General features: G+C 66.3%; 12 protein-coding genes and 1 tRNA gene. 9 read left to right on the top strand and 4 right to left on the bottom strand.

Annotation, left to right across the window (positions count from 1 at the left end; translation table 11 throughout):
• Positions 1-21: 21 nt before the first annotated feature.
• Complete coding sequence (gene thiE / locus HALKA_RS0102520) at positions 22-657, bottom strand: thiamine phosphate synthase (RefSeq protein WP_018256518.1); 636 nt, start codon at positions 655-657, stop codon at positions 22-24.
• A gap of 109 nt (positions 658-766) precedes the next feature.
• On the opposite strand from thiE, the gene HALKA_RS0102515 reads away from it, so the two are divergent.
• From HALKA_RS0102515 to HALKA_RS0102505, 3 genes are all read left to right on the top strand, one after another.
• Positions 767-1,708: an AEC family transporter gene (locus HALKA_RS0102515; RefSeq protein WP_018256517.1), complete on the top strand. Its 942-nt coding sequence runs from the start codon at positions 767-769 to the stop codon at positions 1,706-1,708.
• A 102-nt stretch (positions 1,709-1,810) separates the two neighbouring features.
• Entirely contained in the window at positions 1,811-2,191 is a 381-nt protein-coding gene (locus HALKA_RS0102510) for a hypothetical protein (protein WP_018256516.1), read from the top strand.
• 75 nt (positions 2,192-2,266) lie between these two features.
• Complete coding sequence (locus HALKA_RS0102505; protein ID WP_018256515.1) at positions 2,267-3,409, top strand: site-2 protease family protein; 1,143 nt, start codon at positions 2,267-2,269, stop codon at positions 3,407-3,409.
• Positions 3,410-3,428: 19 nt separating this feature from the next.
• Here HALKA_RS0102505 and HALKA_RS0102500 read toward each other — a convergent pair whose 3' ends face one another.
• Positions 3,429-4,772 carry an aryl-sulfate sulfotransferase gene (locus tag HALKA_RS0102500; protein WP_018256514.1) on the bottom strand — a complete coding sequence of 448 codons (1,344 nt, stop codon included), beginning with the start codon at positions 4,770-4,772 and terminating at the stop codon, positions 3,429-3,431.
• Between the two features lie 83 nt (positions 4,773-4,855).
• On the opposite strand from HALKA_RS0102500, the gene HALKA_RS0102495 reads away from it, so the two are divergent.
• The 3 genes from HALKA_RS0102495 (at position 4,856) to HALKA_RS0102485 (ending at position 7,048) form a co-directional block, all read left to right on the top strand.
• A complete protein-coding gene (locus HALKA_RS0102495; protein ID WP_018256513.1) occupies positions 4,856-5,692 on the top strand; it encodes a ZIP family metal transporter in 837 nt (278 codons plus the stop codon).
• 107 nt (positions 5,693-5,799) lie between these two features.
• The gene (locus tag HALKA_RS0102490) at positions 5,800-5,973 is read left to right on the top strand and encodes a DUF5786 family protein (RefSeq protein WP_012807936.1); all 174 of its coding nucleotides are present in this window, start codon (positions 5,800-5,802) and stop codon (positions 5,971-5,973) included.
• Positions 5,974-6,100: 127 nt separating this feature from the next.
• The gene (locus tag HALKA_RS0102485) at positions 6,101-7,048 is read left to right on the top strand and encodes a decarboxylating 6-phosphogluconate dehydrogenase (RefSeq protein ID WP_342661899.1); all 948 of its coding nucleotides are present in this window, start codon (positions 6,101-6,103) and stop codon (positions 7,046-7,048) included.
• A gap of 39 nt (positions 7,049-7,087) precedes the next feature.
• Here the strand turns inward: HALKA_RS0102485 and HALKA_RS0102480 are convergent, their stop codons facing one another.
• Together HALKA_RS0102480 and HALKA_RS20720 are read right to left on the bottom strand one after the other, a co-directional pair.
• The gene (locus HALKA_RS0102480) at positions 7,088-7,552 is read right to left on the bottom strand and encodes a type IV pilin domain-containing protein (protein ID WP_018256511.1); all 465 of its coding nucleotides are present in this window, start codon (positions 7,550-7,552) and stop codon (positions 7,088-7,090) included.
• A gap of 455 nt (positions 7,553-8,007) precedes the next feature.
• A complete protein-coding gene (locus tag HALKA_RS20720; RefSeq protein WP_155119352.1) occupies positions 8,008-8,811 on the bottom strand; it encodes a hypothetical protein in 804 nt (267 codons plus the stop codon).
• A 510-nt stretch (positions 8,812-9,321) separates the two neighbouring features.
• On the opposite strand from HALKA_RS20720, the gene HALKA_RS0102465 reads away from it, so the two are divergent.
• From HALKA_RS0102465 to HALKA_RS0102455, 3 genes are all read left to right on the top strand, one after another.
• Positions 9,322-9,903 (top strand): 2Fe-2S iron-sulfur cluster-binding protein, encoded by a 582-nt coding sequence (locus HALKA_RS0102465; RefSeq protein WP_018256508.1) that lies wholly within the window; start codon positions 9,322-9,324, stop codon positions 9,901-9,903.
• A 145-nt stretch (positions 9,904-10,048) separates the two neighbouring features.
• A tRNA-Arg gene (locus tag HALKA_RS0102460) sits at positions 10,049-10,118 on the top strand.
• Between the two features lie 572 nt (positions 10,119-10,690).
• The gene (locus HALKA_RS0102455) at positions 10,691-12,013 is read left to right on the top strand and encodes a M28 family peptidase (protein ID WP_018256506.1); all 1,323 of its coding nucleotides are present in this window, start codon (positions 10,691-10,693) and stop codon (positions 12,011-12,013) included.
• Positions 12,014-12,174: the final 161 nt, after the last annotated feature.

Raw genomic sequence — 12,174 nt, 5'->3', positions numbered from 1 at the left:
GTCGCGTCACGGAGTGAAGCGTCACTCCCGGGCGTCGTCGACGGTCTCGCTCAGCCGACGGGTGGCCGCCGCGGGGTCGTCCGCGGCGGTGATCGCCGTGATGACCGCGACGCCGTCGGCACCCGCGTCGACCACCGGAGCGGCGTTGTCGGCCGTGATGCCGCCGATGCCGACGACCGGGATCGAGACGGCGTCCGCGATGGCCGCGATCCGCTCGGGGCCGATAGCGTGCTCGTCGTCGTCGATATCGCCCTTGCTCCCCGTCGCGTACACCGCGCCGACGCCCAGGTAGTCCGCACCGGCGGCCTCGGCGGCGACGGCGTCCTCGACGAACGAGACCGAGCGACCCAGGACGGCGTCCTCACCGAGCAGCTCACGGGCCACCGAGAGCGGGAGGTCGTCGTCGCCCAGATGGACGCCGTCGGCGTCGATCGCCCGGGCCAGATCGATCCTGTCGTTGACGATCAGCGGGACGCCGGCAGCGCGAGTCCGTTCGCGAACTCGACGGCCGACAGCGAGGCGCTCGCGCGCGGCGAGATCCTTTTGTCGGAGCTGGACGACATCGACGCCGCCGTCGATCGCCGCCGAGACGATCTCGGGGGTCGACCGCCCGGCGGAGTGACTGGCCTGCGTGACGAGGTAGACACCGTAGTCCATGTGGATGGCGTCGACCTGGGGGGAGTCACCGCTTTCGTTTGTCCCCGGCGAGGGGCGACGCGGCGGCCGAAGATAAAGAGTCAAACGTGGCAATCGGCTGGGGCTCGATATGGACTCGCTGTGGGCGCTCGCGGCCGGCGTCGACCTCGATCTGCTGGGACGGTTCGCCTACATGCTCGCGCTGGTGGCCGTCGGCTTCGGCGCGCGCCGCCTCGGAGTGCTCACGGACGTTCGCAACGAGCGGCTCGGACAGATCGCCTTCTACGTCCTGTTGCCCGCGCTCGTCTTCTCCTCGACCTACGACAAGCGACTCGACGAGCTGCTCTCGGTCGCGCTCGTGGCGGGACTGGTCGTCGTCATCGGGACGCTGGTTGCCCTCTCGCTGGTGAGCAACCGCGGTGGCGACGACGACGTTCGCAGCGTGGCCGTGATCCAGTCGTACCACGGCAACTTCGGGTACTTCGGCGTGCCCGTCGTAGCGGGGACGCTGGGCTCGACCGCGGCGGCGACCGCGAGCATCATCCTCGGACTGGGGGCACTGCTCCAGATTCCGCTGACGATCCTCGTCCTCGTCCGGATCAACGAGACCGAGGCCGACTTCCTGGGGGAACTCCGGAACCTCGTGACGAACCCGATCTTGCTGACACTCGCCGTCGGCCTCGCCTTCGCGACGCTGCAACTGGACGTACCGACGGCCGCCGGGACCGGGCTCGACTGGCTGTCGACGCTCGCGCTCCCGGTCGCGCTGCTCGCGGTCGGGGGCTCGCTCGACCCGCGAGGTCACGAGATTCCGCTGACCCGGACCGCCACGGTGGTCGGGCTGAAGGTGCTGGTGATGCCACTGATCGCGTGGCTCGTCTTCTCCGGGCTCGGAGCCGACGCGATGACGCGCAACGCCGCGCTCGTCATGTTCGGGGCCCCCACCGCCGTCTCCACGTACGTCTACGCCACGGAACTGGGCGGTGACTCCGCATTTGCCTCGGTCAACGTCTTCGCGACGACGGTCGCGTCGATCGTCTCGCTGTTCTTCCTGTTGCTGGTGATCACGTAGCTGCCGACGGGAGCCTGGGCCAGACGGAAGCGCCGATAGCGGATCGGACACCGCCACCCACTGGCCCGAAGGTATGTATGTCGTGGGCGTGGACGTTCGGACATGGTACTCGCTGGTCTCGTCGGATCGGTGGTAACGTTCATCGTCAGCCTGCTGATCGGCGGGCTGGGCATCTACGTCGGTGCGAGAGTGATGACCGGCGGCGGCGACTTCGAGCGGGCGGTGTGGACGGCGCTGTTTGCCGCGCTCGGCGTCGGCGTCGTCTCGCTGCTGGTCGGCTGGATCCCGCTGCTGGGCGGGCTCTTGGGGACGGTGCTGGGCTTCCTCGTCTACCTGGGCGTCATCAACTGGCGCTATCCGGGCGGGTGGATCGACGCGGCCGGGATCGCGCTGATCGCGTGGCTCGCGTCGGTCCTCGTGTTGACCCTCGTGAGCCCGCTGCTGCCGGGCGGCGTCGGCGCGCTCGGCGTCGCGGGCGTCTGATCGAGCGACGAACGGAGCGGGGCGACCCGTTGTCGCGACCCTGACACGTATCACCGCGGAGCGACAGCTAGCGGTATGCGCTCGTTCAAAGTCGCTCAGGTGTGGGGAATCCCGATCAAGATCCACATCTCGTTGCTCGTCGTGTTGCCGCTGTTCGCGTGGCTGCTGGACAGCGGTCAACAGATCGAACTGTACGCCGGTCTCATCGAGGGACTGACCGGAGTGCCGCTCGACACCGACGCGCTCACCGCCGACGACGCGATCCCCTGGATCATCGGCTCGGCCGCCGCCGTCGGCCTGTTCGTCAGCGTCGCCCTGCACGAGCTGGGCCACGCCTGGGCCGCGCTGCGCTACGACCTGGAAGTCGAATCGATCACGCTGTGGATCCTGGGCGGTCTCGCCAGCCTCAGCGCGATCCCCCGCGAGTGGAACAAGGAGTTCTGGATCGCCGTCGCGGGGCCGGCCACCAGCGTGCTCACGGGACTGGCCTGCTACGGCGCGCTGTTCGTGATCCCGGCCACCCAGCCGGTAGTCGTCTTTGTCGTCGGCTGGCTCGCGGTCACCAACGTCGTGCTCGCGGTGTTCAACATGGTCCCCGCGTTCCCAATGGACGGCGGCCGAGTCCTGCGAGCGCTGCTGGCCCGGAATCGATCCTACGTCGGGGCGACGCGAACGGCGGCGACCGTCGGGAAGCTGTTCGCGATCCTCTTCGGGGCCGCCGGACTGCTGGGCGGGTTCAATCCGATGCTCGTCCTGCTGGCGCTGTTCATCTACGGGGCCGCGAGCAGCGAGTCTCGAACCGTCGCGCTGGGTGATCTACTGGAGGGACTGACCGTCACCGACATGGCGGCCGCGCCCGACGCCACCATCGAGGCCGACGCCACGGTCTCGGAGCTGGTGACCCGCATGTTCGCCGACCGCCGCACCGAGTTCGCGGTCGTCGAGGACGGGGACGTGGTCGGGGTCATCAGCGGCAACGACTTCCGGGCGGTCGCGCCCGAGGAGCGCGAGACGACGACCGTCGCCGACCTGATGGCGACGGACCTGCCGACCTTCGACGGCTCGATGCCGGCCTTCGACGCGCTCGTGGCACTCGATCAGGCGCGGGCCAGCGAGGCGTTCGTCACGACCCCGGAGGGGACCCGCGTCGTCTCGCGGGCGGACTTCGCGTCGGCGATGGAGATGCGGAAGGTGCTCGGCCGGGGCGAGCCGCTGTAAGGGGTCGGACGCCCGCGGGTCACGGCGCGCGCCAGCGGTCGATCCCGCCACCGACGACCAGCACGAGACCCACCAGCGAGAATCCGAGGTGGGCCTCTCCGAACCAGAAGGGCGTCGACGGGACGGCCGCGCGCAACACCGTCATCCCCAGCGAGAGCCCGGGCACGTCCCCGCCCGGTGCGTCCGGCGTCGCCGTCGGCGTCCGACCGTCTGTCTCTCCCGCGGCCTCTCCGCCGGAGTAGCGCTGCCCGCCGACGCGCTCGCCCTCGGGGAGCCGTTCGGCCTCGTAGGGGATCTGGGACGTGTCCGGTGTTTTCCTGCTCCAGACGACGGTGCCGTTCCGATCGATCTCGAAGATGCGGGTGTTGAGCGTGTCGGTCACCAGCGTGTTGCCGTTCGACAGCCGGTCGGCGTCTCGGGGCCAGTCCAGCCGGATGCCGCCCGCTCGCTCCAGGGTCCAGGCGGGCTCCCACTCGCCGCTCTCGGTCCGGTGGAGTTCGACGACGCGGTCGTTGTCGCTGTCGGCGACCAGCACCGCGCCGTCGCCGAGCCACTGGGGATTGTGCTGGTGGTTCAACACGTCGGGGTCGCCACAGCGCACGTCGCCGTCGGCGTCGGGAACGAGCTGTTCGCCCCGGACGAGACAGCTGTCGTCGCTGCCGCCGCGGTCGGCGTTGATCACCTCGACGGCACCCGCGCCGCGCTCGACGACGACGATCTGGTTGGCGTTGCGCACCGAGACGAGGTAGTGGCTCTCGTTGATCACGTCCACGTCGTTGATGTGGAGCCAGTCGCGACGGGTCGGGTCCTCAGGGGCAGTGTACAGCTCGCTGGCTCGCCACTCCCAGGTCACCTCGCCGTCCCGGACGGTGACGAGGCGCTCGGCGTCCATGTCGGTCATGAGGTACTCGCCCGAGGGCAGTCGTTCCACGTCGTGGACCTCGCTGTTGCCCTGGCTGCGAACCGGGACGGCGTGCTCCGAGACGACCGTCGGACCGCCGTCGGCGTCGGGATCGATGACCCGGAACCCGGTCTTCGTACAGGGCGTCTCGTAGGGGCCACAGCCGTCCTCGTAGCCAGAGTGCATGAACCCGGCCATCACCGACCCGTTCGGGAGCATGGTCACGTCGAAGTAGCTGTCGGCGCTGTCCTCGCGCCAGGCGATCTCGTCGCTGTCGACCAGATAGACGCTGCCGTGGTCGTGCCACCCGGTGCCACCGCCCTGTGAGCCGACGAGCGTCTGTCGCTCGTCGCCGTCGGTCACGCTCCGGTCGGGCGCGGTCACGGCACCGACGGCGAGTGTGCCGACGATCACCAGCACGCCGAGGCCGACGAGCGCGAGTCCGCGAGCCCTGCGATCCATTGGATCGGCGTGCGCGGAGCGCGAGCAAAAGCGTTCCGCCACGGATTCGACAACAGTTAGATCCTCCCGGGAGTGGGTGAGGTATGCTACAGACGATACCGGAGCTGTTCGTCCGAGTGGTGGGGACCGATCCGGTGGTCCAGGGACTGGTCGGTGGGATCGTCATCGCCGCGATGAACCTCCTGGGAGCGTCGCTCGTGCTCGTGTGGCGCGATCCGTCAGAGCGGGCGCTGGACGGCGCGCTTGGCTTTGCCGCGGGCGTCATGCTGGCGGCGGCGTTCACGAGCCTCATCATCCCCGGCATCGAGCAGTACTCCGGCGGGGACCCGCTCCCGACGCTGGCCGGCGTCGTCCTCGGTGCCCTCTTTCTCGATCAGGCAGACCGGTTCGTCCCCCACGCCCACTACCTCCTGACGGGCAGCCGCCGGACCGACGCCGCGGACCCGACTGATCGGCTCCCCGCCGTCGACGAGCGACTCGGCGCGGTCGTCCTGTTCGTGCTGGCGATCACGCTGCACAACATGTCGGAGGGACTGGCCGTCGGCGTGGGCTTTGGCTCGGGCAACGTCGAAGAGGCGATCCCGCTGATGATCGCGATCGGGATCCAGAACGTGCCGGAGGGGCTGGCCGTCTCCGTGGCCGCGATCAACGCCGGGCTGGACCGGCGCGCCTACGCCGTCTTCGCCGGGATCCGGTCGGGCGCGGTCGAGATCCCCCTTGCGGTGATCGGAGCGGTCGCGGTCAGCGTCGTCGCACCGCTGCTCCCCTACGCGATGGGCTTTGCCGCGGGCGCGATGCTGTTCGTCATCAGCGACGAGATCGTCCCCGAGACCCACACGCGAGGCCACGAGCGCGTCGCGACGCTGGGGACGATGGCCGGCGTCGTCGTGATGCTGTACCTCGACATCGCGCTGGGGTAGTCGGACAGAGTCGTCCGAGCGCCGAGGGCGAGGGCTGCGAGCGTGACTCTCTGCCGTGCCGCAAGCAAGCCACGATGCTTTTGTAGCTGACCGATGTGGGTCTACACATGGGATTTGGTAGCTACGACGAGTCCGAACAGAAGGATCAGGACAACGACATCGACGAGGACGAGGCCGTCAACGTCCACAACAACGACCACGACGGCGACGTCAGCTTCGAGTCCGACGCCGACCAGGACGAGCTGATCGGCCGCCTCGACGAGATGCGCGACGAAGAGTAAACACCGTTCTCACACTGTCGGCCGCCAGTCTGGGGCGACCGTCGCCATTCCGGCTGGCGACTATCGTGACGCGACGACAGCCGCTGTCGTCCGTCCGAGCGCGAGTTCGAGGGAGCCGAAAACCGCAATCCATACCACACAGCCCCCGAGAGCTACCGGTATGGAACTCGGTGTTATCGGACTCGGACGGATGGGACGGATCGTCGCCGACAGGACACTCGCAGCCGGCCACGACGTGGTCGCGTTCGACATTGACGAGGAGGCCGTCGCCGACGCGGCCGAGGCGGGCGCGACGCCGGCCGACTCGATCGCGGACGTGGCCGACCAGCTCGGCGCGGAGAAGCGCATCTGGCTGATGGTCCCGGCCGGCGACCCGATCGACGCCGCGCTGGACGAACTCGACGGACTGGTCGACGCCGACGACGTGATCGTCGACGGCGGTAACTCGAACTTCCACGACACGCTCCGGCGCGCCGAGCGCACCGACGCCGCCTACGTCGACTGTGGCACCTCCGGTGGCCCCGCCAGCGCCGAAGAAGGGTTCTCGCTGATGGTCGGCGGTCCAGAGTGGGCCTACGAGGCACTGGTACCGGTGTTCGACGCGGTCGCGACCGGACCGGCGGGCCACGACCGCATGGGTCCGACCGGCAGCGGCCACTACGTGAAGATGGTCCACAACGGCGTCGAGTACGCCCTGATGCAGGCCTACGGCGAAGGGTTCGAGCTGCTCGCGGAGGGACGCTTCGACCTCGATCTCGAATCGGTCGCGCGCACGTGGAACAACGGCGCAGTGATCCGCTCGTGGCTACTGGAACTCTGTGAGGAGGCCTTCCGCGAGGAGGGCACCGACCTCGGAGACGTGGCCGACCGCGTCGAGGGCGGCTCGACCGGCACCTGGACCGTCCAGGAGGCCCTCGAACAGGAGGTGCCGACGCCGCTGATCTACCAGGCGCTGGCCGAGCGGTTCTCGTCGCGATCGACCGACGGCGACGACCCCGGTCGCTTCGCCCGCCGGCTGGCCAACCGGCTCCGCTACGGGTTCGGTCGTCACGACGTGCCCCGCCGCGAGGAGTAAAGACCGGGACAGTGCAGTCGTGTACCGAGAGGCGGTGAGCTACGAGGCCGTGACCGTTACCTCGTGGATCTCGTGGGCGGCCAGCGTCGAAGTCGTGTCCGGCCCGTCGTAGACGACGCTGATGCGGTCGCCCGGCTGGGTGTCGACGGTGATCGAGTCTCCGGCGACCACCTCGCCGTCGTCACCGCTGACGGCACCGCCGCCGTCGGCCCAACCGACGCGCCGCTCGCCGACGACGACCCTGAGCTGGCTCGCCGGGATCGAATCGCCCATCTCGTGACGGATCGTCGTCGTCGTTGTCGAGTCGTCGTAGTCGAAGTCGAACGACACCGTGGGTGTCGTCTGGGCGGCCTCGTCCCCGACGCCGAGGACGAACGACGCGAGCACCGCCGCGAGAACGACCAACACCACGAGCAACACGGCCAAGAGGACGACGCCGACGGCCAGCCCGACCAGTATCTTGCCGCCGGTTCCGAGTTCGTTCCACGACTCGCGTATTCCCATACAGTTGGTCCCGAGAGTTCCTATTTTAATTTTGTTTCTTGTAGCGGCGTTTCAGCCGCTTTTTGACAGTAGCTGGCAACCACGAGAGGATGAGCCACACAAGATTGTCGAGACTCTGGCCGTCGGAGTGGGGTGCAGTGCTCCCCCTCACGCGAGGTGCTGGTAGCGTCGGGGGCTTAAGAGCTCCCGACTCGCAAGCCCACCGAGGGGTACCCGTTTCAGCTGTTGAGTACCGTCGGAACGAACGAGTACGCGATGACGAGGACGGTGACGACAAGCAGCCAGAATCCGAGTGACCCGATATCATTCGCTCCGGCCACTAAAATTGCTAGAGCAACGCCAGCGACGGCGGTCCGGATTGCCCGAAGGTGAGCCTGTAGTGACGCATCAGATTTCGTCATTGTTAGTTTATATGTGGTTCTGAGATGTTGTAACTAATTCGATTCAAGACGTTATCAGAGTTCTTCCCTTGGGTCGACCGAGTCTGCGATACTCCAGACTTTCTGGGCCTCGGGGCTAATTTGGAGGGAAAGTCCTCCCTTTCCACCAGTAATGCTCTCAATTGCAGACGTGGGACTGACAGAGGTGGTGTGATTGTAGGACCCCCAGAGAGTCGTCGGTACTTTACCGTCTCGCAGACGGAACACGCCGCTAAGAGTTGCTGTGGCTCGCGGAAGCGGGTCTGGGTTCAAGGCTCCCTTGTCGTGGTTATGAATCTTCACGGTACCGGCGAGGGCATCATCTGCGACGTCATCTGATGTAAACCGTGCGCTGTGGTCCTTGCTTGCCCTGACGACGGGATTTCCCACAGGAGCCCAGTCGGAACTGTTGTATCCGACACCGATTGCGTCATCACACCAGTATGCATGCCCCAGTGTCATCGTTGGGTCACGGAGGGCCATGCCGACGGAAACCCTCACTTTGTCGTCACTCCCGTCGACATTGTGCTGACTGACGAACAGTTTGGAATCCGTGTTTTCCGGATCTCCGTATTTGTGTTCAGGACTGATGCGGCCTGCATCGTCGTCCTCCTCCGTCAGCGTCTCTGGATCGGTCTGTACGTTGAAGTCGTTGTGCGACTTGACAGTTGGATCCTCGATACCGAGGTCTTCCAGGTTTGCCCGGGCACCAGCAGCACCGTCCTGAATTATGCCCCGGTGAAACGCTTTATTGACCTTCTGTTTGGAGAGTCCGTGTGTACGCCGGGCGGCGCTAGCGGTTCCGACGGTACTCAGAGCTGCGATCGATCCTGCTGCCATTCGAATGAAATTCCGTCTATCTCGCATTGCGTCTCCGCAGACGTGTCTATTAATTATATTTTTGGTAACACTTTCTAACATTTTCTACCCTCTAATATTAGAAAAGTTACTAGTAGTGGCGGGCCCCTGCGGGCTGATACTGCCGGCTGTAAGTCTGTAAAGAATATTGCGACCCCGTGGTCGCGAATATCTTGAAACAGTTACAGCCGGCAGTATGAATAGCCGCTGCGTCGGTCTGTGGAAGGCCATCAGCGAATGGGCCCGAAGCTCTGCTCAGGGAATCACAAGTGCCGGCAACGACGCGGGCGACAGCGCCGCCACGCCAGCGACGCCGCTGAACAGATTAACGTCTCCCTTGCCGTTATGCCTGCTTGCTACTGTCGGGAATCGACCGACGTGCCACTTCAGTGTCGTACGAACTCCTCTCACCTCGTGTGGTTGTCCCGAAGACGGGCACCAGCGGCCAGCCAAAACAACAGCTAAATAAGCCAGTGCTCCAAAGCTTCGCGCATGGTAGAACCAGTGAGTGTCGCCGCTGGGGCCGTGCTCACCATCGTCGTCGTCGCGGTCCACTACAGCTCGGGCACGGGCTGGGAACCGAGCGAGGATATCTCCCAGAACGTGATCGAGAAACGAGCGGCGACGGTGCCGGAGACGGACTTCCCAGAGCCGTACAACCGCTCGATCGGCGGTGGCGGCAGCGCAGCGGCGATCCCGGCGGGCGAAGAGGGCGCAGAGCTCGAAGAGGGCGCAGAGGAGGCAGACGACGGATTCGACCCCGACGAGATCGCCGACGACGAGGTCGAGTACTACGAGATCGAGTTCGCCAAGGAAGGCGAGACGATCGAGGTCGCGAACAACGAGACCATCCTGGACGCTGGCGAGGACGAGGGGTGGGACCTGCCCTATGCATGCCGACAGGGCCAGTGTGTCTCCTGTGGCGGCCAGATTCAGGACGGCCCCGCCACCGACTACATCCGACACAGCCAGAACGAGTCGCTGTTCGACGACGACATGGACGAGGGCTACTGCCTGACCTGCGTCGCCTACCCGACCGACGAGTTCACGATCGAGACCGGCGAACAGCCCTGACCGAGGCGGTGCTGTTCTCCGCGATCGATCGATGCAAACCGAGTCGAGAGCAACGTTTCTCCGAGGGCGGCTATAGTAACAATTGAAACGATTTACACACCGATCGCACTGCTGTCGTGCGATTGGGTGTGCATTGATTTTCAATGGCTACTATAGTTCAGTGGACAGAACGCCTGGTTCCGGACCAGATGGTCGGGGGTTCGAATCCCCCGCCGCCCGTGCAGCGAACGCAGTGAGCGAAGCGGCAGCGCGGGATGCGAACTCTAAGAGTCCCAGCGGCTGAACGTAGTGAGGCCGACCGGCTCTTTCCGGTTCGAACCCCGGACACACTGCGTGTCTTCCGACCCTCGCGAAGTCTCGGATGTCGCTCAGTCCCCGCCACCCGTTTTCTGCGTCTTCACGAGCGGAGTGGGCGAAGATTCGTCACGGTGACCGGCAAGAGGAGTGACGACCGCACGCTATAGTAGCCATTGAAAATCAATGCACACTCGATCGCACGACCACAGTGCGATCGGTGTGTACATCGTTTCAATTGTTACTATAGGACTCGAAGTCCGAGGCCGTAACGACTGTCCTGTTCCCGGGCCGTCGGAACTCGGTGACGATTTCGGTGCCCGCGGTTCTACAGTCGGTCATCACAGCGAGCAGTTCGAAGCCGGCGAGTAAGTTATATGCCCAGTACGGGACGAAACGGACGCTTTCCGGTACCGCGAGGTGAGAAAGGTGATCTTTCCGCGCCACGGATCGGACCCCGTGATTCAAACCGTTTCCGAACCCAGAGACGGACATGACCGAGTGGATCGGCGAGACGTTCACGAGCGACGCGGGCTGGAGACACCTCACCGAACTGGTCGATACGGGCACCCGGATGGCCGGCAGTGAAGGGGAACGGGCGGCCGCCGAGGCGACGCGGGATGCCCTCGCAGAGTACGCCCGCGACGCCGGGCTGTCCACGTTCGACATCCAGGGCTGGGAGCGCGAGGCGAGTGCGATCACGGCCGACGGCGAGACCGTCGCCAGCGACGACCGGGCGGTGATCGCGCTCCCGCGCTCGCCGGCCGGTGCGGTGACCGGTCGGCTGGTCGACGCCGGCCACGGCCTGCCCGAGGAGTTCGCCGAGGTCGACTGCGAGGACGCGGTGGTGATCGCGCGCTCGGACGTGCCCGACTGGTACGACCGCTACATCCACCGCCGAGAGAAGTACTATCACGCGGTCGAGGCGGGGGCGGCAGCGTTCGTCTACGTCAACCACGTCGAGGGGATGCTCCCGCCGACCGGCAGCGTCGGCACGCCCGAGGAACCGATCGGCGACGTACCGGCCGTCGGCGTCGCTCGCGAGACCGGCGCGCGCCTCGCACGCCGCTACGAGGGCGAGACGGCGACCGTCAGCGTCGACTGTGCGACGCCGGACGCGACGAGCCAGAACGTCCACGCCGAACTCGGCCCCGACACCGACGAGGCGGTCCTCGTGACCAGCCACGTCGACGCCCACGACATCGCGGAGGGGGCGATGGACAACGGCGCGGGGACGGCGACGGTCGTCGAGGTCGCGAAGGCACTCGCCGCTCGCGAGGGCGAGCTGGACACGCGCGTGGAGTTCGTCGCCTTCGGTGCCGAGGAGGTCGGGCTCGTGGGATCGAGCCGGCTGGCCGACGAGACCGACCTGGAAGACGTGAAGGCGGTCCTGAACCTCGACGGCGTCGTCCGCGGCCGGACGCTCCAGTGTTACACCCACGGCTTCGACGGTCTGATCGACGCCACCGAGGCCGTCGCCGACCGGCTCGACCACCCGATCACGACCTCGCCGACGATGAACCCCCACAGCGACCACTGGCCCTTCGTCCAGTGGGGCGTCCCCGGCATTCACGTCATGAGCGAGACCGACGACGAGGGACGGGGATGGGGCCACACCCACGCCGACACGCTGGACAAGCTCGAACCCAGGACGCTTCGCGAGCAGGCCGTGCTCCTGACGGAACTGGCGGTCGAACTGGCCGACGAGGAGCGGTCGCTACCACGGAGAGACACCGCCGAGATCGCGACGGCACTCGAAGAGCAGGATCTCGCGGAGGGTATGCAGATCGTCGGCGACTGGCCCTACGACGACTGACAGCGCCGCGACGCATCGATTGACTGCGTCGGGACGGCGAGCAGGAAGAGCACGCTACGGACTATCGGCGTCTCGGCCACGGCCACCGAACGGCGAGTACAGCGCTGCGATCGACTCCCTCGTCGTTACGGATCACATCGACAGCGGAATTATATCCTCAC

It is taken from the genome of Halomicrobium katesii DSM 19301 (assembly GCF_000379085.1).
Lineage (GTDB): Archaea > Halobacteriota > Halobacteria > Halobacteriales > Haloarculaceae > Halomicrobium > Halomicrobium katesii.
Note: the sequence above shows the minus strand (reverse complement) of the source record. Positions and strands in the feature narration are given on the sequence as shown.

Excerpts from the sequence above, each read along its gene's own strand:
- HALKA_RS0102495 (WP_018256513.1), top strand. The coding sequence starts at position 4,856 with ATGCTACAGACGATACCGGAGCTGTTCGTCCGAGTGGTGGGGACCGAT.
- HALKA_RS0102505 (WP_018256515.1), top strand. The coding sequence starts at position 2,267 with ATGCGCTCGTTCAAAGTCGCTCAGGTGTGGGGAATCCCGATCAAGATC.
- HALKA_RS0102500 (WP_018256514.1), bottom strand. The coding sequence starts at position 4,772 with ATGGATCGCAGGGCTCGCGGACTCGCGCTCGTCGGCCTCGGCGTGCTG.
- HALKA_RS0102455 (WP_018256506.1), top strand. The coding sequence starts at position 10,691 with ATGACCGAGTGGATCGGCGAGACGTTCACGAGCGACGCGGGCTGGAGA.
- thiE (WP_018256518.1), bottom strand. The coding sequence starts at position 657 with ATGGACTACGGTGTCTACCTCGTCACGCAGGCCAGTCACTCCGCCGGG.
- HALKA_RS0102515 (WP_018256517.1), top strand. The coding sequence starts at position 767 with ATGGACTCGCTGTGGGCGCTCGCGGCCGGCGTCGACCTCGATCTGCTG.
- HALKA_RS20720 (WP_155119352.1), bottom strand. The coding sequence starts at position 8,811 with ATGGCAGCAGGATCGATCGCAGCTCTGAGTACCGTCGGAACCGCTAGC.
- HALKA_RS0102465 (WP_018256508.1), top strand. The coding sequence starts at position 9,322 with ATGGTAGAACCAGTGAGTGTCGCCGCTGGGGCCGTGCTCACCATCGTC.
- HALKA_RS0102510 (WP_018256516.1), top strand. The coding sequence starts at position 1,811 with ATGGTACTCGCTGGTCTCGTCGGATCGGTGGTAACGTTCATCGTCAGC.
- HALKA_RS0102480 (WP_018256511.1), bottom strand. The coding sequence starts at position 7,552 with ATGGGAATACGCGAGTCGTGGAACGAACTCGGAACCGGCGGCAAGATA.
- HALKA_RS0102490 (WP_012807936.1), top strand. The coding sequence starts at position 5,800 with ATGGGATTTGGTAGCTACGACGAGTCCGAACAGAAGGATCAGGACAAC.